The following is a 24,119-nucleotide window of genomic DNA, read 5'->3' as shown; positions in this document are numbered from 1 at the left end:
CAATCGCGCCCGTTATCTTTAACTCTAGTAACGTTAATCCCCGACAGAGCATGGCTCTGCCGGGGATTTAGCCTATTACCCTAGCACATCACCATTGTGAGTTTTCTGGATACATACCTATCCTTGCAGTGAAATAAGCAAAGTGACTCATGGCTGTAACGCTACTCTAGGCTGGCTTGCATACCATAACGCCACATCTTTGATCTGTGCCATGGTTAACCCGGTTGCTTGGGCCTGCATAATCGGGTTTACCCGAGCGGCAGTTTGAAAGGACAACAGCTGTTTGACCAAATACGCCGGCTGCTGCCCTGCCAAGGCCGGATATTGCGGCATCAACTTGAGCATGGCGCTGCCATGACAAGCTTCACAGCGAGTCTGAGCCAAAATCTTACCCTTAGCGACATCAGCCTGATGCGACAGTAGCGTCTCTGGCAGTGTAAGATCCAGTTTGATCAATGCCTGATTAAACTGATTGTGAGCCAATGGCGCAGCAACAGCGGGCAATACATTCCCCAGCCACAAGAGCAACCCACAAACAGCTAGTTTACTCAGCCATGCTTGGCGTGATCCCTTGGTAAATTGTTTTATCATGGCTACTCCTCGGCCTGTGGCATTGGGGGTTGCTGCTCAGGGCGCAATGGCATGCGCCGGAAGCGACTCATATCAACCTGTTTTTCGCCATAATTAGCAACCAAGTAATCCAGCACTGGCTCCCAAGTATCAGATAACTGCCATAACCCCTGGGTATCAATCATCCATTGCAGCGTCTCACGCCACACCTTACGATTACCTGGATTTTGCGCAATAATGGCACTGGTATGGCAAGCATTACACTGCCCTCGCACCAATTCCCATCCTGGCGCCATGATCAGTTGAGAAGTGGGATCAACCGGATACTGGGCTTCGGTTGCTAGGGCAACGGGAGTTGTCAGCGGTAATAGCAATACTGCACAAATGCCAAGATATCTCGCCCTATATGCGCCATAAAGTCGCCTACCTTGATGCCAAGTCCGCCATAAAGATCGTGTCAGAGTCATCATCACACCACCCTCACCGCGATGCGGTGACAGCCATTAAACAGATAACCTTTGGGATTCCACTGAGGTTGAACAACCGGTTGTGTCACCCCCTGATCATCCGTCGCCCGAGCCCAAATTTCATAATAACCAGCTTTAGGCAGATCCAGTGACAGACGCCACTGCTGCCAAGCCGTTTTATTCGCCGGGCGCGTCAAACTGGTCTGATGCCAAGTCGCACCATAATCAAAACTCAGCTCCATCTTCTTCACATCACGCATCCCCGCCCAGGCATGCCCGCGCACTTCCAGCGGCTGACCTAATTTAATTTCTGTTCCGGTTTGAGGGTAAGTGATTAAGGATTTCACTATCATCTCCTCGATGATGTCAAAATCTTTATTGGCGACTTTTTCACCCGGTGCCACCGGATAATCTGGCACGCTGTAAGCCGGAGCCGCCATCTTCTTACCATCATGCACTTGGTTACGAATACTGATCCCGGTTGCTGATTTATGGGAAACAGAGCCTGGCCGTCCACCAAACACAATACGCAGCGGATAACCGTGCATATAGGGAATATCCTCACCATTCATGGCCCAAGCGATCAAGGCATCATCTTCCAGCGCGGCCGCAATTGGAACCCCGCGGGAGATTGCCGGACCTTTGCCGCTCAGATGTTTATCCACACCATGATGGCCGGTATACACGGCATCATCTTTTACACCACAGTCCTTCAACACATCCCGTACCAGCACCCCGGTCCATTCTGCGCAAAACACCGCGGCATTACTCCACTGATTACCTTTAGCATTGGGGTAAAATTCACTGCGGCTATTGCCGCCACATTCAATGGTAAGTTTGCGGGTATGATGGGTAAAACGGCTTTTCAACTCTGCTAGCGTGTAAGTTTTCGGATTTTTGCAAGACTCGCCGTCAACAGTAAACGTCCATTTCTGCGGATCAATATTGGCAAAATCAGGCAATTTACCATTCCAGCGAATAAAGGCTACATCTGCTGGGGTGGTAACAGGATCCAGCATATGTTCAGCTGGCTGGGCATTAACAGGGTTGGTATTGAGTACATGAAAATAATCTGGCAACTGCGAGGCACTTTGCCAAGTCAGTGAACTGATATCCAATGGCACAAATCCCAGTGGACGGTTAGCAGCAAATACCCAATTAACCGGGAGCATTGCGGCCACAGAGCTGGCAACGGCCCCTTTTAAAAAATAACGTCTGTCGATAGCCATTTTATTTGTCCTTATTATCAGCTATTGCCCGCGCAAAATAACGGGAGAGATGATCAATATCCTGCTCGGATAATAACCGTGCAACTTTAGTCATGGTCGGATCCGGGCGTGCACCAGATTTAAAGGCTTGTAACTGCACCGCCAGATAATCACTATTTTGCCCCGCTAAGTGAGGAATACTGCTAAATGCACTAACACCCGTTTCACCATGGCAGGCCTGACACATATCCAGCAATTTGTTATATTGCTCAGTGTCTGGTTTCGCATCAGCGCCAGCCACTGCATAGGAAGAGCTTAATAACAAGCTGCAAATAAGCAGTCTGTACCTGCTGTTATTATTATATTTACTGAACATATCCAACCTTATTTTCTACCTAGCTAATACTTGTCTCTATATTTCCCACCGCAATTTAATGCTCATTACTATATACATCTATTTTTATATGTACTTAAAGATTAATTCAAATAGACAATTGAATTAATCCATTAAATACAGAAAACCATATGATTTACTTTATATTAACAGGATAAAACAATTACCAAGTAATAAAATTCATATGAATAGTAACTACAGCAGCAATAGATATAAAAACCTTATCATTGAAGATAACTAAATAATGAATTTATATATCCAATACAAACTACTGATAAATATTCAAATCACATATATCCCAAACTCTACTTCATCATTACTGATTTACAGTATTCAATCAATACGTTCAATACGTTACTTTTATATACTGCACTGCAGTAAATAATTACACCTGATGATTGTTATATTGCTAATATATTGCGAGCAGTTAATCAATAATAATTAATCGCCAGTAATTTTATTTATCGTCAGCTTACGCATTTCATTGCTTGATGCAACTCACAAAACAGCTTGAATTACCGTGCAGAATCACATTAACAAAGCTAAAAACTTATCAAAAAATATCAAATCTGTGCGCTAACACTAAGATTTTCTGGGCTTGCATTGGGGCTGGTATAAATACAATATCCTGATATTATCTATAACTATAGATACACTTTGATACTGATATAGCGTGTTTTTTACAGTTCTAAAAATAAAATTCGCCTCACTATGCTACTGCATTAACAATATGCTGCAAAGTTGAATCAACATCATAGCGTATATAATGACCAACCAAGCTTAATTAATTACATAATAGTAAATTGAAATGACTGTTATATTTAGCCATCAATATAATGCTGCTCTCTGTATTGATATAACACGCTTGCTGTTTAGGTTATGCTATGAAATCCGTCTAATACTCATGACATAACGTGCTAGTTATCAGGGTTAATTTAACGTTGAAGTTAAAGTTAAAGTTAAAGTTAAAGTTAAAGTTAAAGTTAAGTCTTATCATCTGAAACACATTATCAATGACTGAATAGAATAACAATCAGTACCGATAACCCTGTGTTCGCCCACAGAAATGCCTTAATCACAAACGATTCCCAAGCAAGCTGTATTGCACCAGTAAGTCAGTTCTGTTGCATGTTGAACCTATATTGATGGCAAAGCGAAAAAATGGCTGATTAAAAAACATTTAAAAATAATTGGTTAGAGATTTTATCTTACTTTTAACCCAACTAAAGGTTAAAAATTTGTTAACTTTGCCGATAACAAGATATATTCTGTACCAAAGCAACATATTCAACTGGACAAATCGCACTCAATAGTTTTTTATATCGAGCGAACAATCATAACGTCTTGTTTTTGATGATTATCACTACCAACTTATTGAAATAAAAGGTTGATATAAAAGAAATACCAAGATTGAACAACTGGGTGTGTCGTATTTAACCTCACAACAAACAGGAAGGCCATTGATGAACAAAACACTCTGCGCTGCAATCGCGCTCTGTTTTTCCGCCCCATCTCAGGCAGAAACCCTACTGTTTAAAGATGCTGACAGGAGTATTAGCCTTGGAGGGTACGCCGATATCCGCCTGTTAAATACAGACAGCACCACAGAGGTGGTCAATGGTACCTCTCGCATTAGTCTTAATTTTGCCCATAAAATCGATCACAACTGGCAAACTGCAGCCAGTATGGAGTGGGGAGTCAATCCCTTTGGGGATGTCGGCCTGGTTTATAACAAAGAAAGCCAATTTACTGCGCAAAACGATCAAGTTTTCAATAATCGTCTGGCTTATGTCAGCCTCAGCCATCAAACATATGGCCAATTAAGTTTCGGTAAGCAATGGAGCGTCTGGTATGACGTGACCGGCAATACGGATAATGCCTATGTCTGGGGTGGTGCAGCTTCTGGGGTCTATACCTTGGATGGTTCTGGAGGGATAGACGGTACCGGCCGAGCCGATCGCGCATTACAGTATCGTCAGCAATGGGGCAAACTAAGCCTGGGTCTGCAAACACAGCTACAGCAAAACAGCATTGATGTCTCCGCATTTAATAGTGCTGATAGCACGTTAAATTATGACGACACTTTCGGCGCCTCTTTAAGTTATCAAATCAATGACAACCTTAGCGTAGCAATTGGCGGTAACCATGGTGAATTCAGTGGCTATAATGGTGCCAGTAAGCTACCCATTAATGCTAATGATGAAATCTACGGTATTGGCGTGACCTGGGGTAACCTCTCTGACGGTTGGTACCTAGCCGCCAATTATAATATGAACAAATTCCATGATACCGATGCTAATGGGCATCTGCTCCCTGAAGCGTATGGTATAGAGGCATTTGTCGCTTACAGCTTTGACTCAGGACTGCAAACCTATGCGGCCTATAACAATCTAGATGCTAGTGATCCGTATAGTTTTCCGGTTAATAACAATGGGGTCATTAACATGTCGACAGTCAGCCAATCACAAGCGCAGTATTTGATCTTCGGCAGTGTCTATGTGTGGGATCCTACCTTATTGACCTATGTCGAAACTCAGCTGGATTTCAGTAACTATGTTGTCGACGGCGTTAAAGCTGAACGAAATAATGGCGTCGCCATCGGAATACGTTACACCTTCTAGTGCTGTTATCAACCAAACAAGTGGCATCATAATCAATGGTGCCCTTACGGCAGTAAATCCCCTGCTAGGACTCAATCGATATCAGTAATAAAGATTGCCACTAATAAAAAGCTGCAGAGGACATCCTCTGCAGCTTTTAGTTTTTAGCCAATCACTTTATTGTACTGCTTTTTCAATAACCACTTGGTATTAGCAATACACTCAACCGCATCAATCTTGCCGACCTTTACCCCAAGGATTAAATGGCTGACCTTCAACTTGATGCTTATCCTCCCGCAAACTAGCACTTCGCGGTGTTGTGCGGCTCTGGCCCGCGCGATTATCTATCTTGGTATCGCTTGACCCCGTAAAACCGAGAGCCTTTCCCCGGCTATCTCGCGGTTCATTAGACCGACGTTGATTTTGCTTATCCGTACGCTGCCGGCTTCCCGCTTTTGCCTCAATCTGGCGGTTTTGATATTTCGTCTTAGCAAGATCTGCACTGTCTGTGCTGTCAGTCGCAGATTGCCAAGGTGATGCATCAGCAGCTCCCCCCTGCGACCTCTGCGACTTAGGGGCTTGGTCGCGAGCACCTGAATTACCGGTATGACCATGATTATTTCGAGAAGATACTGATCCGCTACCCAATCGGGGTTGGGGTTTAGGCTGTGGTCGAGACGGCGTATCTGTCCCCTGGGCATCTTGACGACGTGATTTAGGCACATAGTTTAATATCGATACCGGCACAGGCTTACGCGGCGCAAACCCCTCTACCTCAACACGAGTAAGCAAATGCCCTAGACGCGATTCAATCATGCACAGATTTTTAAAATCATCCTTGGACAATAATGACACCGCCTCCCCCTGTTGACCGGCCCGGCCTGTTCGGCCAATACGGTGGATATACTCATCTGGAGGGAATGGTAAATCGTAATTCACCACTCTGGGCAGATTATCAATATCGATCCCTCGGGCGGCAACCCCTGTCGCCACCAAATATTGAATGGCGCCGGATTTAAAATCTGCCAGTAACTGTTCCCGCACCGCCTGACTGCGACCACTGTGAAAGCTCTCAGCAACAATGCCACGCTTGGCTAATTGCTCTACCAATTTGGCGGCGCCATGTTTGGTTTCAATAAAAATTAAGCTCTGCTGCCAGCCCCGAGTCTGGATCAGGTGGGCTAACAGGGCAGATTTCTTATCTTTATCTACTGTGACGAGCCATTGCTCAATCTCGGTTTTACTTGGCATCGCCATCGCTATTTCCACCGGATTAGCAATCGCCGTTTTCGCCAATGCACGCACACGAGGAGATAAGGTTGCAGAAAAAAGGAGATTCTGACGCTCAGATGGTAACCGCTCGAGAATACGGTTGATATCATCAATAAAGCCCATATCCAACATACGATCGGCTTCATCCAGCACCAACATGGTCACTTCTTCAAAATACACCGCCCGCTGAGAATACATATCCAGCAACCGACCTGGCGTTGCCACCAAGACATCAACCCCATCGATTAACTGCTGTTTTTGCGCCGCGATCCCTGTACCACCATACATTGCCATAATTTTCAGTGGCAACCCTACAGCAAACTGCTGCAGATTACTCGCCACTTGCGCCACTAGCTCCCGGGTAGGCGCCAACACCAACGCCCGAACCCGCTTTTTGCGTTGGGTCTGGCCGCCAGCCAAAACCTGCAGTAACGGCAAACCGAATGCGGCCGTTTTTCCGGTACCCGTTTGGGCAGCGGCCAATAAATCCCTTCCCTGCATAACGGCTGGAATCGCTCGCTGCTGGATCGGTGTTGGTGATTGATAACCCAGCTCAGCAACGGCTGATACCAGGGCCGGGGATAATCCAAGCTTGGCAAATAACATAGTAATTCCGCACAAATGCACCCAGAAAACGGTGCCACTAAAAATGGGGCGGCATTCTACCACGGAATACCTATATCAATAATAGAACCCCGAGAAAATCAACTTTTCACATCTCAATGGCGTTAAATCACACCGATATCCTTTAAATGGACGATGTTAATATGAGGATAAAAATCATGCTAATGACTGCTTCTTTTACTCCTAATAGTTTGAAATCATTAGCTGTCATTAAAAATGCATATCAGTAATGACATAGTGGCTGTGCTGTTGTTATGCACAGGGAATTGTATCTAAGACAATTGCCGAATCTTTCGGTTTTTTAATCAATATTGTTCTAACAACAGGTCTATCTATGCAAAAACTTGCCCTCATTACCGGTGCCAAAGGTGGAATCGGTTCCGCTATAACCAAACAACTTGTAAAGGATGGTATCAAAATCATCGCAACTTACAGTAAAGGACAGCGTGAAACAGCACAAGCTTGGTTTGATGAAGCAGGTTTCACTTCTACCCAGGTTATTTTATTTGAAATGGATATCACCGACAGTCAACATTGCCGGGAGCAATTATTTGCTATTACAGAGCAATACGGGGTGATTGATATTTTAATCAATAATGCAGGTATAACTCGGGATTGTGCATTTAAAAAAATGTCAGCCGAACAATGGCACCAGGTCATCAATACCAATCTCAACAGCCTCTTCAATGTTACCCAGCCTCTGTTCGCCGCTATGTGTGAAAAAGGAGGTGGCCGAATCATCAATATTTCCTCTGTCAATGGGCTAAAAGGCCAATTTGGTCAAACTAATTACAGTGCAGCTAAAGCGGGAATGATTGGTTTCAGTAAAGCGCTGGCATTGGAAGGCGCTCGAAGTGGTGTAACGGTAAATGTCGTCGCCCCAGGTTATACAGCAACCCCCATGGTGCAAGCAATTCGTCAAGAGGTGTTAGACAATATCGTTGAGAGTATTCCCTTAAAGCGTCTCGCAACACCAGAAGAAATCGCCACAGCAGTCAGTTATCTGGCTGGTGAAGGGGGAGCATATATAACTGGAGAAACCCTCTCGCTTAATGGTGGCCTTTATATGCACTAATAACGGCTTTTAATGGATCTTCTCTTCTGAACTCAAAATACGTTAAGCCATTAGCTTAGCCAGAAGAGATGTAATGGCGATAATAAGAGGAAATACTATGTATACAGAAATGTTCAAACTCTTTTCTGAACAAACAGAAAAAACCTTAGCACCACTGAATAAATTCAATTGTTTATTAGCTAAACACGTAGAGCAAATGACTCAATTGCAACTCAATGCAATGAAATCATATGGCGAACTGGGGTTATCACAGTTTAAAGCGGCTAGTGAAATTAAAGATATTAATTCTATGGTAGCGTTTAATGGTCAACAACTTGCCAATCTCAATAAGCTATCTCAACAGTTAATTGATGATAGTAATCAAATGCAAACTATTGCTAAATCTTTTAAAGAAGATATCGACAAATTAACATCAGACAATATTAAAACAGCAACTAAAGCATAATGTTGTTCCGCCCCTAGTGCTGTACTAGGGGCATTTATCTTAACAAGGATGTGATTATGTTTCCCCCTTTCTTTGTTGACTATCTCAAAGATATGCAGCAAGCCCAACAAACATGGTGGCAGAATTATCAGACAGAAACACCTCAGAGTAATGGGGTGAACTATGCGATGCAACAGCTTAATCTTGCCGATAATATGAATCTTTTTTCTGCAGCATCAGCGCAGCCTGAAAGCACCATGCAGATACAACAACAATGGTGGGAAACACAGTTACAAATTTGGCAACAGTTAATGGCAGGCAATACTGATCACGACATTGTCCAGCCAGCTAAAGATGATAAACGCTTTCAGGCACAGCAATGGCAACAACCTTGGTTTAATTTTATCAAACAATCCTATTTGCTTTATGCCGCCAGCCTCATTAAAACAATTGATAGCTTAAAAGATCTAGAACCCAAGAGTAAGGAACGCTTGTTATTTTTTACTCGCCAAATGCTCAATGCTATGTCACCCAGCAATTACATCATGAGCAATCCTGAATTACTGCAATTAACCTTGGCACAGCAAGGGCAAAATCTATTTAAAGGGATGGCACAGTTGCAGCAAGATATTGATGCCAGCAATGATATTCTAAATATTGCCATGACAGGTAAACAGGCATTTACGCCGGGTAAAGACGTGGCGGCAACACCAGGACAAGTGGTGTTTACCAATGAATTATTTGAGCTTATCCGTTACAGCCCGCAAACAGAGACCGTTTTGCAGACCCCGTTGTTGTTTGTGCCGCCATTTATCAATAAATATTACATCCTCGATTTAAGTGCCAAAAATTCCATGGTGGACTGGCTAGTTAAGCAGGGACACAGTGTATTTTTGATCTCCTGGCGTAACCCGGGCAAAGCCCAACAGCATTTGTGTATTGATGACTATGTTCTTGAGGGGGTAAATCGCGCCATTGATGCCGTGCTCAGCATCAGTGGCCAATCACAATGTAATGCAGCCGGTTACTGTATTGGCGGTACGTTACTGGCCATGACACAGGCCTATCTCGCCGCTAAACGGATGAAGCCGAGGATTAAATCTGCCAGCTTTTTTACTACCTTGTTGGACTTTTCCCAACCCGGTGAACTTAGCGCATATATTAATGACACGCTGATCCAAGCCTTGACGGTACAAAACAATGAGCGGGGATATTTTGATGGTCGCAGTCTCAGTGCCACGTTCAGTTTATTGCGAGAAAACAGCCTTTATTGGCACTATTACATCAAGCATTATTTAAAGGGTGAAAGTCCGGTGGATTTTGACCTATTGTTCTGGAACAGTGACAGCACCAATGTGGCCGCGCAGGTACATAATTTCTTACTACGCCAGCTCTATCTTGACAATCAACTGGTTAATAAGCGCGGCATCAAAATTGGTGGCGTCTATCTGGATCTGGCCAAAATCAGTCAGCCTAGCTGCTTTGTCTCAACGCGGGATGATCATATTGCTCTTTGGCAGGGTACCTTGCGCGGCGCCATGCAATTAGGCGGTGAGAAAACCTTTATTCTGGGAGAATCAGGTCATATTGCCGGTATTATCAACCCCCCAGCACAACAGAAATACGGTTTCTGGCAAGGCTCAGCGCTCACCGCTGGGGATGACAGTAACGACAGTGAGTTGCAAGCTGAACAATGGCTCAGTCAAGCCCATCATCAAAGTGGCTCCTGGTGGCCAAGCTGGCACCAATGGCTATGTGGTCATAGCCCGAAAAAACGCATCAAGCCACCCGCAGATAATCACGGGCAATACCCCAATCAGCGGCCCGCGCCGGGGCAATATGTGATGCAAACCCTGCCGATTAACGAGGCAAAAGCTAGCTTATAAACGACTATCACACTGACGTATTAAGGCTTAATGTCAATCAACAAGCTCAATCAAGGTGGGCATTTAGCCCGTCAGCTGTACTGAAGATAAAATTCCGTGCACTCTTAAGTCACTGTGCTCTTAAGTTACGGCACTCTTTACTCGTTGCACTATTGATTCCCAGCAATCTCTAATAGTGCATATTCAAAGCCTTAGCCCTTAACCACACTGCCGAGCCCATTCGCTCGGCAGCGTGTTTTTCAATACTGTATCAAGTGCTGTATTAAGTACTGTTTGCACGCAGCCATTCAAAGGCAAGCATTCACCGCTTCAAGTACCCGGGCAAAGGGATAGCGGCTCAACTGCCCAAATCCTGGCATTTTACCGGCCTTTAGCCGACCACTCAGTGGCGAGGAAATACCGCATAGAAAACGCGCTAAAGTACCGGCTGAGATGGCCAGCCCTTGTGCCTGCCCTGCTGCCTGCAACGGCTGACACCAAGTCTGCAAGGTATTTAATGGTGGCAGCGGGCTATCAGTCGGCGCAGGAAGAATCGCACCATGTCCCTGACAAACAGAGCAATGCCCACAGATATGAGGGGCTTGATGATCCGAAAAATAAGCCGCTAATCCATGGCTTAAACACTGCCGGCTTTCAAATAACGACAACATCTGGTGTATTCGTGCAATATCCCCTTGCTCTTTGGCAGCAAACAGCCCGGCCAACTCAGCCGTCAATTGCTGCCCTGCCGCCCCGTTAAGCTGCTGTGGCGCCGTCACCTGAAAAACCTCGGTCATCTGTTTGCTTTCTAATTCAATCCAGCCCTGCTCAGCAAAATAATCCAATGCAGCCACCGCCCGTTTACGTTCCGCACCATAAGCTTGCCACAGGGTAGTGAAATCTACCGTATGCCAAATCCGTGATTTTGCTGATGCACTAAATAGCGCCGACACAAACTGTTGGCGCTCGCCTTGAAATGCGGCGATGATCTGCGCCTCTGGGCGCAAACATTTAAAGCGGTAATCAGCAAAATAACTGTATTGTGGCGAAATAATGCCCTGCAACTCTAGATACACCAACAGGGTTTTCAGGGGCAATTGGCGAATATTACACTGCTGAGATAAGCGATTAATCATCACCTCCCACAGCCCTTGTTCATTGTGAGTGGCGATTTGGGCAATGACGGCTGCAATGGCCTCCGGCTCCGGCGTATCACCATAAATAAAGTTTTCCAACACCGGCAAGGTTTCACGGTTAGCTAATACGGTGCAATAAGCAGTGTTACCATCACGACCAGCGCGACCAATTTCCTGACTGTAATTCTCAATGGATTTAGGCAAATCGTAATGGATCACTGTGCGAATATCGGCCTTATCAACCCCCATGCCAAATGCAATGGTGGCCACAATACAGTCATATTCGCCGGCCATAAATCCCTGCTGTATCGTCCGGCGCAGTTCACTGTCCATACCGGCATGATACGCCTTGGCATTCATCCCCTGACGGCACAAAAAGTCTGCAACTGTGTCAGCGGTATGCTGCAACGTCACATAAACGATGGCAGGTTGCGGCAAAGTCGTTAGTTGTGCCAATAATTGCTCGTGTTTATCAGCTTCAGCACAAGGCTGCACCGCTAACGTCAAATTCGACCGGTAAAATCCGGTCACCACCACGTCATCCGGAGCAATCGTAAATTTTTGCTGCATATCGGCAATGACTTTTGCTGTAGCGGTCGCAGTCAGCAGCAACACTTGAGGAATATTGAACTGCTGACAATAGTGCGGCAACTTAAGATAGTCTGGGCGGAAATTATGCCCCCATTCAGAAATACAGTGGGCCTCATCAATCACCAACAAGCTGATAGGGATCCCGCTGAGAAACTGCCGAAATCGCTCATTTTTTAGCCTTTCGACAGAAATCATCAGAATCTTTAACTCATTATTGCGCAGCTGTTGCATCACCTGCTGCCGCTCGTGCTGCTCCAAACTAGAGTCCAGTGCCGCTGCGGCAATGCCTTTACTGCGTAAAAATGCTAATTGATCCTGCATAAGTGCAATCAGTGGCGAAATCACTAACGTCAGATGGGGTAAATGCAGAGCTGGCAGCTGATAACACAGAGATTTACCCGAACCTGTCGGAAAAATCGCGGCGGCAGAGCGGCCAGCTAATACCGTATCCACCACCTGCTGCTGTCCCGGCCGTAATTGGGCAAAACCAAAGACGCCTGCCAAGGTTTGCGCCACATTGTCTGCATACATAATTTGTCACCTTTTCTTACGAGAGATTTTGCTTAGTATGACTAGGCGGCACACCTCTCCCTGCGATTAAAACGCTGTTATATCGAACAAAATTCAACCATAAACAGTCTGCTGCCCCTAATAAAACAAACCGGTGGCAACATTGCTTGTTGCCACCGGTTTTAGCCTGCACTGATTGATCAAATATCAGAATTACTGAGCGATGGCCTGCATCACCCGCTTTTCTGATACCGGAACACTGGTGCCTAACATCTGAGCAAAGAAAGACACTCTGAGTTCCTCTATCAACCAACGGGCTTCTTGTAAATTATCTGGTACCGGCTGCAACCGAGGTACCTTGGCCAATTGGGCTTTCAGCTCATCCTGTACTCGATGAATCGTTTGCATATGCAAGCGATCACGGGTCGGGTCTACTGGTAATTTTTCCAACCGGTTCTCAATGGCTTTCAGATAACGCACTAAATCTGCCATCCGTTGCCAGCCAGTGGCCGCAACAAAACCTTTAAACACCAACGCATCGAGCTGAGATTGAATATCACTCATGGCAAAGGCGATATCCAAACTGATTTTACCTTTCAGCCGCTTTTTAATGCGGTTGTACAGCGTCAGCACCTGCTCCACTTTCAGGGCAATCCCCTCGGCGGTTTCATTTAAGCTGGCACGGACATAATCTTTACCGGCATCAAATTCATCGCTGCTGCGGATATCCAGCTGTTTTTCATCCAGTAACTGCTGCACGGCGGCATCAATAATATCATCAATCAACCACTGCACCTGCCCAAAGGGGTTAAAGTACATCGACAGTTTGGCTTTATTGGGCAGCGCCTGCTGCAGGTGCTTCACCGGAGATGGCATATTGAGTAGCAAGAGACGACGCAGCCCCTGACGGTGTACTTTTTCTGCCTCAAACTCATCATCAAATAATTTAATTTCCACTGAAGACTGGTTGTCCACCAGCGCAGGGAAGGCTTTCACTTCATAGCTGCCACGGCGCTGCTGATACTGCTTAGGCAGCTGACCGAAACTCCACTGGGTGATTTCCTGCTGTTCAATGCCTTTTTGTGCCACATTGCGAATGGCCTTGGCGACCACACCTTGCAGCTTATCCCGCAGCGCATTGATATCCCGCCCCTGCTCGACTAATTTGCCCTGATCATCCTCGACCTTAAAGTTAATCAGCAGATGTTTATCTAGCTGGGCTGTATCGAAATCCTCCGGACTGATACGGGTACCCGTCATGCGCAATAACTGCTTACACAGCGCTTCAGTCAAACTGGTATTAAATGGCGTCATTGCCTGCACACTGGCCCGGGCATAATCTGGCGCAGGGACAAAATTGCGCCGCAAATTTTTCGGCAGCGATTTTATCAGCGCAATACACTTTTCTTCCCGTAACCCCGGAACCTGCCAGTCAAAGCCATCATCATCAATCTGATTCAGCAGTGCTACCGGCACATGTACAGAGACCCCGTCATCCTCTGCTGACGGTTCAAAATGGTAACTGAGCTGCAAGGTCAGATTGCCGGTATGCCAAGTATCAGGGAAATCCAGTGCTGAGACATGATCGCCACTGCGTTTCATCAAGAGTTCAGGATCGAAATTGAGCAACTCAGGCTGGGTACGCTTTTCCTGTTTCCACCAGCGCATCAACTTAGGCGCATTATAAATGCCTTGGGGCAGACGCTGATCATAAAACTCAACCAATACCTCTTCATCCACCAGGATATCCCGGCGGCGGGATTTATGCTCCAATGCCTCGACATCTTCCACCAGTGCACGGTTGTGACGGAAAAAGGCTTCATTGGTTTTCAATTGTCCTTCAGCCAGCGCACTGCGAATAAAGATGGCTCGCGCCTCAACCGGATCAATCGGACCAAACTGCACTCGGCGACGGTTTACAATGGTCAGGCCGTAGAGCACTTGATTTTCAAATGCCACCACACTGCCTTGTTTCGCCTCAAAGTGTGGCTCCACATGCTGTTTTTTCACCAAATGTGCCGCCAAGGTTTCCAGCCACTCGGGATTGATTTTGGCGCAGCAGCGGGCAAACAGACGCGAGGTTTCCGTCAGCTCTGCCGCCATAATCCATTTCGGCCCTTTTTTCGCCAGTGGCGAGCCGGGGAAGACAAAAAACTTTCGGTTTCGCGCCCCCAGATACTCATTATTTTCCTGCTTAAAGCCAATATGGCTAAGCAAACCCGATAGCAATGCCCGGTGCAGATTGTCATAGTCTGCTGGCGTATCATTGAGCTTCCATTTCAGATCATGCACTGCCTGACGCAATTGGGTATAGAGATCCTGCCATTCCCGTACCCGCAGATAGGCCAGATATTCCTGTTTACACGTACGGCGGAACTGACTGGCAGATAGGGCATGGCGCTGGCTTTTCAAGTGATCCCACAGTTTCACCCAGCTGACAAAATCTGAATCCTTATCAGCAAATCGGCGATGCGCCTCGTCAGATGCCTGCTTTTTATCCAGTGGTCGCTCACGGGGATCCTGAATCGACAAACCGGCAGTGATCACCAAGGCTTCCTGCAAACAGCCTTCTTTAGCAGCTTCCACCACCATACGAGCCAAGCGGGGATCTAATGGGATCTGGGACAATTGCCGTCCCAACTGGCTCAGCTGTAACCGCCCCTGACGTAACTGTACTGCTTGTAACTCTTCCAGCAGTAAGAAGCCATCTTTAATATGGCGCGAATCTGGCGGCTGAATAAATGGAAATGCGGCAATATCACCAAGACCGATAGCCAACATCTGCAAAATAACCGATGCGAGGTTAGTACGCAGGATCTCAGGATCGGTAAATTCCGGGCGGTTTAAAAAATCTTGTTCATCATATAAACGAATACAAATACCAGGCCCGACCCGGCCACAACGCCCCTGGCGTTGGTTCGCACTGGCCTGAGAGACAGGCTCAATAGGCAAACGCTGCACCTTGGTGCGATAACTGTAGCGACTGATCCGCGCGGTTCCCGGATCAATCACATAACGGATCCCGGGCACGGTCAATGAGGTTTCTGCCACGTTAGTCGCCAACACGATACGTCGACCCGTATGGCTGCTAAACACTTTAGACTGCTCACCGTAGGACAAGCGGGCATACAGGGGCAGCACTTCCGTATCGCGATAATTACGCCGATTCAACTGCTCAGCAGTATCACGGATTTCCCGTTCACCGTTCATAAAAATCAGAATATCGCCAGGCCCTTCAGCCACCAGCTCATCGACGGCGGCAAAAATGCCGTCCATCAAATCTAAATCGGCATCATTTTCCTGCAAAAGTGGCCGATAACGGGTTTCCACCGGGTAGGTACGGCCCGAAACTTCAATCACAGGCGCATCATTGAAATGTTTGGAAAAACGCTCTACATCAATGGTTGCCGAAGTGATGATCACCTTTAGATCCGGCCGTTTCGGCAGCATCTTTTTGAGATAACCAAGAATAAAATCAATATTAAGGCTACGCTCGTGGGCTTCATCAATAATGATGGTGTCGTACTGATCCAGCCATTTGTCTGATGTCAGCTCTGCCAGCAAAATACCGTCAGTCATCAGCTTGATATATGATTCAGGCTTGATAGCATCGGCGAAACGAACTTTAAAGCCCACCGCCTCACCCAGTGGCGTTGCCAACTCTTCTGCCACCCGGGTTGCCACACTTCTGGCAGCCAATCGACGGGGCTGGGTATGGCCAATCAAACCACGGGAGCCAAGACCCAGATCAAGGCAGATTTTGGGCAACTGGGTGGTTTTACCTGAGCCTGTTTCACCGGCCACAATCACCACCTGGTGATTGATAATGGCACTGGCAATATCATCGCGTTTTTGCGATACCGGCAAGTTGTCCGGGTACTGGATTTCCGGCCGATTGGCTAATCGCTCATGCACCTTTTCCCGGGCTTGCTCAGCCCGCGAAACCAACGCCTCCAGTGCAGCTGTTTTTTCCGGGGAATCCGCGTCTTTATTTAACCTGTACAGACGGCGGCGGATATAAGCCGCATCCTGCTGAAAACACTGGGAGAGAAAGGCAGGTGACAGGGGATGATTGTCCGATTTCAAAATCCAAATACCAATACCGGGAACAAAGAGAGCCGATCCTAGCAACTTAACCCTTTAATTGGTATGACAGATTCACACCTGTGACACTTTTGTAGCCTTACAGGTGAAAAATTCACCACAGCAAGACTTATCGCAATCAGACGCCATCTGGCAGATGGCGTCCTTTACTGCTGCCAGATAAGCCTTATAACGGCGATTTAAACCCCGTGCATAAACACAAGAAATTATTGTTCCCGCCAAATCATCACAGTAGCGACATCATTATTGCTGCGGCTAGCACGATACATGCCTTCGGTATTAAATGGGGTAGCGATATTGCCGCGTTGATCAATAGCGATCACCCCCCCGGTACCTCCAGCAGTAATTAAACGTTGATTGATCACCTCATCTGCCGCCTGAATAATAGATTTTTGTTGGTATTTCACCCGGGCACAGATATCCCCAGCCACATGGTAACGAATAAAATATTCACCATGCCCAGTAGCAGATACTGCGCACACACCATTTTCCGCATAGGTGCCAGCACCAATCACAGGTGAGTCACCAATACGGCCAAACCGTTTTACTGTCATCCCCCCCGTTGACGTCCCGGCGGCCAAATTGCCCTGTTTATCCAGCGCTACAGCGCCCACAGTGCCAAATTTATATTCCAAATCCAGTCGATAAATGCTTGCCTGATAGTCCTTGGTCGCAACTTGGGCATCCATCAGTTTCTGTTTGGCCTTAACTAACTGGCGGTAACGGTGATCGGTATCAAAATACTCTTGTGCTACCAGTTGATAGCCACGAGACAAGGCAAACTCCTCAGCCCCACTGCCAGACAGCATGACATGGGGGGAATGTTTCATAACATCAATGGCTAAATCAATGGGATTTTTAATATGACGCACGCCAGCTACAGCGCCAGCATTCATGGTGCGTCCGTCCATAAAAGAGGCATCTAACTCATGTCCACCATCATAGGTATAAACCGCCCCTTTACCAGCATTAAACAATGGGCTGTCTTCTAGAACATTAATCGCTGCCTGTACCGCCCGGGTACTGTCACCACCTTTGGCCAAAATACGATGGCCCGCATTCACCGCCTCAGTCAATTTATCTTTATATTGTTGAATTTGTGATTCGGTTAAATTGGCCTTAGAAATCGTACCGGCGCCACCATGAATGGCTATGGCAAAGGGCTTTTCATCGGCCGCAAAGCTTGCTTGAGACAGTGCCAGCAGGGTAAGTACAGATAAGATGGTTTTTTTCATTATTATGTTCCTCTTTCATAAGAGGTTTCTTTGTAGCCATTTGCGCGACTAAATTCAATGCTTGCTTGCCTCTAACCAGCATTACAGCGACAATATACAAAACCTGTAACATCCTACCCGGGCCATTACCCCCATAATGTTAAAGTCACGTGTTATTCTGTCCTGCCTGTTACTCATGTTTCTGATATTTTCCGCTACAGCACGGGCTGATGGCAGTGATAAAAATGACTGGTTACGGGTTGAAGTACATGGACTGAATAAAGCACTGACGAACAATGTTTTTGCTCACCTAGGTCCCCTGCCTGATTCTGATGTGCAGCGCCGAGCCTATCTGTTTAATGTCAGTGATAATGTCACTGCAGCATTGCAGTCACTGGGCTATTTTCATGGTAAAAACGAGCAAAAGGTCACCCGGGATGGTGACGGGCCCTGGCTACTGAATATTCAAGTCACCCCAGGACCTGCCGTGCATATTCGCTATGTGGATATTCGCGTGGATGGTGAAATGCGCAATGATCCTGCCTTTAACCAGTGGCTTGTAAGCGTCAATATGCGCCCCGGTGATGTGCTGGATCAGGGTACTTATGAAGAAGTCAAAAGTCAGTTATTGAGCTTGGCCCTTGCTCAGGGGTATTTTGATGGCAAATATATTACGTCGCGTATTACGGTTAATCGCGATATCAATTCTGCCACCATCACGCTGCATTTCAGTTCTGGGCAGCGCTACCATATAGGTCGCGTGAGTTTCGATGGCAGCAAGTTGGCACCAGAGTTTCTGCAACGTTTAATTCCTTTTCAACCCGATGCGCCGTACTCCACCGGTAAGCTAAGTGCCCTGAATAGTGCACTTATCGAGACCGGCTATTTTGCCAATATTAAAGTTATCCCGGAAATTGAAGCCATTCGCAACGATAAGGTGCCAGTCCGGGTACAACTGACGCCAAAACCCCATGACACCATAGATCTTGGTTTTGGGGTCGACTTGGGCAACACCGCAGACAATAATTTCCAGCCCAGAGTCAGTCTGACTTGGCGAACCCCAAGATTAAACCGCTGGGGACACAGCCAAGAGACCAGTATCGAGTGGTCACGCCAACGACCCAAATTTCTCACAACCTATACCATCCCTTTGTCGCATCCACTGGATGACAAATTGCAAATTAAACTGGGGTTATTACGGGATAAATATGGTGTGACACAAATTTATGATGCCAAAGCGCGGGACTTTACTAATACAGGTCAACTGGAGTCGACCAAAGGGCTGGTTGAAATTATCCGTCAGCAAAAACTGCACAGTAACTGGTTATTAGGCTATTCCATCCAGGCATTGCAGGAAAGTTACAAACAATCTGGCACAGAATATGACCCTCAATTTGTGCTATTTGGTGTTGGGCTGCAGAAAACAGTCCGGGGCGATAATACCTTGGATCCCATGTCGGGGTACCGAACCTCTTACAGCGTGGAATATGGCGACCCGAATTTAGGCTCTGCAACACAATTAATCAAACTACAGGCTCGTTATCTATGGGTGGACACTTTTTTCAAAAAACATCGCTTTGTTACTCGGCTTGATTTAGGGATCAATATTGCCAGTGATAGTGACTTAGCTAAAATCCCACCATCACTACGTTATTTTGCCGGTGGTGACAGCAGTATCCGTGGTTACAGTTATCAAGAACTGGGGCCTTATCTGGATACAAAAACAGGCGATGATGTACTACGCGAAGTCGTTGGTGGCCGCTATCTGGCTGTTGGCAGCATCGAATATCAGTATTACATTACCCCAACTTGGCGTATTGCCGCATTTGTCGATGCTGGTAACGCCTATGATAAAGGCCAGTTTAAACCAGTTATCGCTGTGGGTCCCGGATTGCACTGGCTCTCGCCAGTTGGCCCTATCAAATTGGATGTTGGTTTTGGCCTCAACAAAACCGATACCCAAAATAGACAGTGGCGTATTCACCTAACCATGGGGAGCGTCCTCTGATGGTGATATCAGCCTGGTCTGTGATGCGCGCTGTCCTTAAAAATACCATCCGGGTGGTCATTTATATCCCCCTATTACTGCTGGTCACCGCCGCATTGCTAATTGGCACCCCTTTTGGCAGCAGGATCACAGTGATGCTGGCCAATGCTTTTGTGCCTAATGTTAGCGTGCATTACAAATCTGGCAGTCTCAACCGGGATATTGAACTCAGTGATGCCAGCTGGTTTATGGATGGGGTGCATGTTGCTGTTACTGACTTTAAATTGGGCTGGCAGGCATCTTGTCTGCTCAATGGCCAGCTATGCGTCTCCCAACTGCAAGCCAGCAGCGTTAATGTTGCTGTGGATACGAATGCATTTACCAGTGGTACCCCCAAAAAGCCAACATCCCAGCCCCGCAAAGATGAGGTTGTCACGCTCCCCTTTGCCATCAGCTTAGAACACGCCAAACTCAACCAAGTCAAAGTCAGGGTCGATGATATGCATTTTAATGCAAAGCAACTGACCTTAGCCGCTGACTGGCCCCGAGAAGGGATACGAGTGCACAATCTGACCAGCCAAGGGCTATTAGTGGATATTCCCTTGTCAGGCTCAGGCCATAACCAACCAACAAGCCCGCAGGATAAACACACGGCCTCAGTAGAGAAATGGGCGATGGCCCACCTGCCCAGAGTTTTTAACCCTGTGCCCGTGATCGTTGACCATGCAGCCTTAACAGATAGTCTGTTGCGTCTTGGTCATCGTGAAGACCATTTCGCTCAGCTTGATCTTATTGGCCAATATTTAGGTACCTTGGTTGAAATCGGCAAGCTCCACGTCAAGCACCCTCTGGGAAGGGCTGACATTAAAGGCCGAATTGATCTTAGCGGTCACTACCCACTCTATGTCAATGCCAACACCCGCCTTAATGCTAACAATTTGATTAAGGGATTAAAAAAGCAAAACCTTGCGCTACTAGCATCCGGTGATTTTAGCCATCTAGCGCTGACAGTCCGGGGAAATGGTGACACTCGGCTTAGTCTGAAAGGCAATGTCAATTTAGCTAACCCGGAGATGCCATATCAAATATTCGCCTCGGCGAATAAATTGCGCTGGCCGCTAACCCGTCCTCAGTATGTGGGTAAAGAGGTGCAAATCATCTCGTCTGGATCATTATCCCACCAGCAATTAGTCACCTCGGGGGAATTTACCACCCCGTATTTCCCTGCGACTAAACTGGCAACAGAGCTGAAAAATCATATTTCCTCTTCTGGCGGTAAACTGGATATCACCCATTTATCCTTACTTGCAAAAGACAGCTCTTTGCATATCAGCGGACTGCTGGATTATATTTTCCCCACCCAACAGCAACCATTGGCACTGGACTGGCAGGGCAAAGTACAAAGCCAAAAACTGCGCCCGGAAATGGTCACCTTACCAGATCACACCACTTTACCCAGAGGCCATATCGACGCCAGCTTTACCACCATGGGGCATTATGATGCCCATAACTGGCAAGTGGGTCTTAGCCAGATGGCCATCTATGGGCAACTAGCGGGTTATCCATTAGATTTAAGCGGCGATTTAACCTTAGATAACAGCTGGCATATCAAAACCGACTCCCTAATCGCCAAAGCACTGGGCGCTGAATTTCAGGCCAGCGGCCAAGTTAATGATAACTGGCGCTTGCAAGGAAAATTATCGGTGCCGACATTGTCGCCCTGGCTGAAAAATGCGGCAGGTAAATTAGAAGCCGATATTGATATTAGCGGCGATCAACATCACCCCAAAGCCAGATTTACAGCCAAAGCGGATCACCTTGTTATTAATGGGGTACAACTGGCTAAAGCCCGTATTATTGGCTGGATGGATCTACTTGGGCAAAATGCATTTGAACTGGTTGTGCATGGCAATAAACTTCAGCTACAACAATACCGTTTAACACAGGTGGAATTACACACTAACGGTAACAGAGACAAACAGCAGCTGATATTGCGTAGCCAAGGTGATCTTGGTATCAGAACTCACCTTAACAGTACATATGATGAAAAGAAAAAACAGCTAGATTTAGTGTTAGACACCTTAGATCTCCAATCCAAACTGGGGCGATGGAAACTGGATAAGCCAGTGATAGGACAATGGTCAGCACGTAAAAATCAAGGCTCGCTCAGTGCTTTTTGCCTAACAAATGACGGAAATCAATTGTGTTTGGATAACCCGGTAGCCATAGCGCCACAAGGGGATGCGCAAATTAGCTTCTCCGGTAACCCCGGCCACATTCTAACCCCATTTATGCCACCAAGAGTACGCTGGAATGGCCCTGCCAAGCTGTTATCAACCTTAAATTGGGCTCCCCAGCAAAAGCCCAGTGCCAGCATGATACTGGATTTTGAACCCGGCAATATTACCGTGTCGCGCACTGAGCAACCCGCAGCCCTTATTCCCTATCGCGGCGCGCATATCACCGCGCAATTAGATGCCCAACAATTTAGTATCGATGCCGATATCAATGCAGGTGAGCTGGCGCAGCTTAATGCCCATGTTGCAGTCAATGTTACGCCAGATCGCCAACTCAAGGGCCAAATCAATATTGACAAAGTCAAGCTTGATGGCCTGTTGGCCTTCTTACCCCAGTTAGCAACCCTAAAAGGCCAAATCGCCAGCCATCTGACTTTGGGCGGCACGCTATCCGACCCACTGCTCAGTGGCAAAGTTCAGCTTAACGATGGGGCATTTTCCGCCAGTGCTAACCCGACTCTGGCCGATAAAATCAATCTGGAGCTCGGTTTTGCTGGCAAACAAGCTCATATCCACGGCAACTGGCATATGGGAGCAGGTGAAGGTCAGCTCAAAGGGGATCTGAATTGGCAAGATGGCAACCCACGGGGAAATGTGTCATTAAAAGGACAATCTCTGGGAGTTATCTTTCCACCACTGGCGATTGTGCAAGTTTCACCGGATTTACATATCCGCTTTTCCCCTAAAGGGACAAATATCAGTGGTAATATTAATATTCCGGCTGGGCAAATAAAGATTGTACAAATGGCAGCGGGCGGCGTTCCAGTATCATCAGATTTAGTCTACAAAGATTCCATTTCTGCCGCAGCAATTAAACAAAAGCCCTACCCTATTAGCATGGATTTAAATATACAGGTGGCGAATAAAGTCAGCATCGAAGGCATGGGGTTAACCGCCAACCTAGGTGGAACATTAACCTTACAGCAACAACCACTGCGTCCCCCTATGCTGTTTGGTGAAATTCAGGTATTTAACGGCAGTTATCGTTTCCTTGGACAAAAATTAGATATCAATACCGGTGAGCTGCAATTTGTTGGCCCTCCGGCAATGCCAAACCTCAACATTGAAGCCGTCCGCCATGTAAAAGAAGACTCAGGTGAAGTCACTGCCGGGATACGTATCACGGGTACGCCAAGAAAGCCCTCTGTGACACTGTTTTCTAACCCGGCAATGGAGCAGGCAGAAATTCTGTCTTATATCATCAAAGGTAGCGGTTTTAACAATAAAGAACAAAATGATGCGCTGATGATGAGCGCGGCGTTGAGCTTGAGTGCTCAATTGGGTAAAGGAGCCATTGGCAATCTAGGAGATACCGCTACCAATTTGATGGAAAAAGTCGGCATTTCCAATATTCAGTTGGATGCTAACGATGATGGGCGGGTAGCGATCAGTGGGTATCTGGGGAAACGTTTGATGGTGAAATACGGTATTGGGGTATTTAATCCGGGTTATGAACTCACTGTGCGGTATTATTTGATGAGTCGATTGTATCTGGAAACCGTCTCCGGCAGTTTGGAACAATCTCTGGATATCTACTACAGCTTCGATCTTTGATACTTGCAGTGCCCCAAAAAATGGGTTGATAGCGTCCACTGCCGATATGATATTGGTGTAAAGTACAAGGAGTAACGCGCCTTTGGCATTAAATTGCTAGGGGCTGTTGACGTTTCGTGATTAAATTTTTTTCGAGATAAAAGCATTTTAATCGCGGCGAGTGGTTTGTCGCCTAGTGATTCTAAGCAAGAACCGCTCAACAAAGAGTAAAACGCTTTTAGCCGAAC

Annotated in this window: 13 protein-coding genes and 1 pseudogene; 6 read left to right on the top strand and 8 right to left on the bottom strand. The window is 46.6% G+C overall.

Annotated features, from left to right (window positions below; all coding sequences use genetic code 11):
- Nucleotides 1–147: 147 nt before the first annotated feature.
- The 4 genes from NFHSH190041_RS07765 to NFHSH190041_RS07750 are packed head-to-tail and all read right to left on the bottom strand — an operon-like array spanning nt 148 to nt 2,621.
- Nucleotides 148–591: a c-type cytochrome gene (locus NFHSH190041_RS07765; RefSeq protein ID WP_261924659.1), complete on the bottom strand. Its 444-nt coding sequence runs from the start codon at nt 589–591 to the stop codon at nt 148–150.
- A 2-nt stretch (nt 592–593) separates the two neighbouring features.
- Nucleotides 594–1,040, bottom strand: a complete 447-nt coding sequence (locus NFHSH190041_RS07760; RefSeq protein WP_261924658.1) for a cytochrome C — start codon at nt 1,038–1,040, stop codon at nt 594–596.
- Nucleotides 1,040–2,266 carry a sulfite oxidase gene (locus NFHSH190041_RS07755; RefSeq protein ID WP_261924657.1) on the bottom strand — a complete coding sequence of 409 codons (1,227 nt, stop codon included), beginning with the start codon at nt 2,264–2,266 and terminating at the stop codon, nt 1,040–1,042. Before NFHSH190041_RS07755 ends, NFHSH190041_RS07760 begins: the two co-directional genes overlap by 1 nt.
- A gap of 1 nt (nt 2,267) precedes the next feature.
- Nucleotides 2,268–2,621, bottom strand: a complete 354-nt coding sequence (locus tag NFHSH190041_RS07750; RefSeq protein ID WP_261924656.1) for a c-type cytochrome — start codon at nt 2,619–2,621, stop codon at nt 2,268–2,270.
- Between the two features lie 1,481 nt (nt 2,622–4,102).
- Between NFHSH190041_RS07750 and NFHSH190041_RS07745 the strand changes: the two genes are divergently transcribed.
- Entirely contained in the window at nt 4,103–5,260 is a 1,158-nt protein-coding gene (locus NFHSH190041_RS07745) for a porin (RefSeq protein WP_261924655.1), read from the top strand.
- Between the two features lie 498 nt (nt 5,261–5,758).
- Here NFHSH190041_RS07745 and NFHSH190041_RS07740 read toward each other — a convergent pair.
- Nucleotides 5,759–7,117: pseudogene (locus NFHSH190041_RS07740) on the bottom strand (DEAD/DEAH box helicase); the annotation flags it as partial.
- 352 nt (nt 7,118–7,469) lie between these two features.
- On the opposite strand from NFHSH190041_RS07740, the gene NFHSH190041_RS07735 reads away from it, so the two are divergent.
- The 3 genes from NFHSH190041_RS07735 to phaC all read left to right on the top strand — a co-directional run bounded on the left by NFHSH190041_RS07735 (nt 7,470) and on the right by phaC (nt 10,520).
- Nucleotides 7,470–8,210 (top strand): SDR family oxidoreductase, encoded by a 741-nt coding sequence (locus tag NFHSH190041_RS07735; protein ID WP_261924653.1) that lies wholly within the window; start codon nt 7,470–7,472, stop codon nt 8,208–8,210.
- 97 nt (nt 8,211–8,307) lie between these two features.
- The gene (locus tag NFHSH190041_RS07730) at nt 8,308–8,655 is read left to right on the top strand and encodes a phasin family protein (protein WP_261924652.1); all 348 of its coding nucleotides are present in this window, start codon (nt 8,308–8,310) and stop codon (nt 8,653–8,655) included.
- Nucleotides 8,656–8,711: 56 nt separating this feature from the next.
- Complete coding sequence (phaC, locus tag NFHSH190041_RS07725; RefSeq protein ID WP_261924651.1) at nt 8,712–10,520, top strand: class I poly(R)-hydroxyalkanoic acid synthase; 1,809 nt, start codon at nt 8,712–8,714, stop codon at nt 10,518–10,520.
- Nucleotides 10,521–10,807: 287 nt separating this feature from the next.
- Here the strand turns inward: phaC and NFHSH190041_RS07720 are convergent, their stop codons facing one another.
- The 3 genes from NFHSH190041_RS07720 to NFHSH190041_RS07710 form a co-directional block, all read right to left on the bottom strand.
- Nucleotides 10,808–12,757 (bottom strand): ATP-dependent DNA helicase RecQ, encoded by a 1,950-nt coding sequence (locus tag NFHSH190041_RS07720; protein ID WP_261924650.1) that lies wholly within the window; start codon nt 12,755–12,757, stop codon nt 10,808–10,810.
- Nucleotides 12,758–12,949: 192 nt separating this feature from the next.
- Entirely contained in the window at nt 12,950–16,822 is a 3,873-nt protein-coding gene (gene hrpA, locus NFHSH190041_RS07715; RefSeq protein WP_261925078.1) for an ATP-dependent RNA helicase HrpA, read from the bottom strand.
- A gap of 224 nt (nt 16,823–17,046) precedes the next feature.
- Nucleotides 17,047–18,075: an isoaspartyl peptidase/L-asparaginase family protein gene (locus NFHSH190041_RS07710; RefSeq protein ID WP_261924649.1), complete on the bottom strand. Its 1,029-nt coding sequence runs from the start codon at nt 18,073–18,075 to the stop codon at nt 17,047–17,049.
- A gap of 175 nt (nt 18,076–18,250) precedes the next feature.
- Here NFHSH190041_RS07710 and NFHSH190041_RS07705 point away from each other — a divergent pair, with 175 nt between their 5' ends.
- Nucleotides 18,251–20,062 (top strand): autotransporter assembly complex protein TamA, encoded by a 1,812-nt coding sequence (locus NFHSH190041_RS07705; protein ID WP_261924648.1) that lies wholly within the window; start codon nt 18,251–18,253, stop codon nt 20,060–20,062.
- Complete coding sequence (locus NFHSH190041_RS07700; protein ID WP_261924647.1) at nt 20,062–23,892, top strand: translocation/assembly module TamB domain-containing protein; 3,831 nt, start codon at nt 20,062–20,064, stop codon at nt 23,890–23,892. The genes NFHSH190041_RS07705 and NFHSH190041_RS07700 overlap by 1 nt, the downstream gene beginning before the upstream one ends.
- Nucleotides 23,893–24,119: the final 227 nt, after the last annotated feature.

The sequence above is a fragment of the Shewanella sp. NFH-SH190041 genome (genome assembly GCF_024363255.1).
GTDB lineage: Bacteria > Pseudomonadota > Gammaproteobacteria > Enterobacterales > Shewanellaceae > Shewanella.
Note: the sequence above shows the minus strand (reverse complement) of the source record. Positions and strands in the feature narration are given on the sequence as shown.

What these genes read in the sequence shown, in the direction of transcription:
- NFHSH190041_RS07765 (WP_261924659.1), bottom strand. Translation starts at nt 591, where the DNA reads ATGATAAAACAATTTACCAAGGGATCACGCCAAGCATGGCTGAGTAAA.
- NFHSH190041_RS07760 (WP_261924658.1), bottom strand. Translation starts at nt 1,040, where the DNA reads ATGATGACTCTGACACGATCTTTATGGCGGACTTGGCATCAAGGTAGG.
- NFHSH190041_RS07755 (WP_261924657.1), bottom strand. Translation starts at nt 2,266, where the DNA reads ATGGCTATCGACAGACGTTATTTTTTAAAAGGGGCCGTTGCCAGCTCT.
- NFHSH190041_RS07750 (WP_261924656.1), bottom strand. Translation starts at nt 2,621, where the DNA reads ATGTTCAGTAAATATAATAATAACAGCAGGTACAGACTGCTTATTTGC.
- NFHSH190041_RS07745 (WP_261924655.1), top strand. Translation starts at nt 4,103, where the DNA reads ATGAACAAAACACTCTGCGCTGCAATCGCGCTCTGTTTTTCCGCCCCA.
- NFHSH190041_RS07735 (WP_261924653.1), top strand. Translation starts at nt 7,470, where the DNA reads ATGCAAAAACTTGCCCTCATTACCGGTGCCAAAGGTGGAATCGGTTCC.
- NFHSH190041_RS07730 (WP_261924652.1), top strand. Translation starts at nt 8,308, where the DNA reads ATGTATACAGAAATGTTCAAACTCTTTTCTGAACAAACAGAAAAAACC.
- phaC (WP_261924651.1), top strand. Translation starts at nt 8,712, where the DNA reads ATGTTTCCCCCTTTCTTTGTTGACTATCTCAAAGATATGCAGCAAGCC.
- NFHSH190041_RS07720 (WP_261924650.1), bottom strand. Translation starts at nt 12,757, where the DNA reads ATGTATGCAGACAATGTGGCGCAAACCTTGGCAGGCGTCTTTGGTTTT.
- NFHSH190041_RS07710 (WP_261924649.1), bottom strand. Translation starts at nt 18,075, where the DNA reads ATGAAAAAAACCATCTTATCTGTACTTACCCTGCTGGCACTGTCTCAA.
- NFHSH190041_RS07705 (WP_261924648.1), top strand. Translation starts at nt 18,251, where the DNA reads ATGTTTCTGATATTTTCCGCTACAGCACGGGCTGATGGCAGTGATAAA.
- NFHSH190041_RS07700 (WP_261924647.1), top strand. Translation starts at nt 20,062, where the DNA reads ATGGTGATATCAGCCTGGTCTGTGATGCGCGCTGTCCTTAAAAATACC.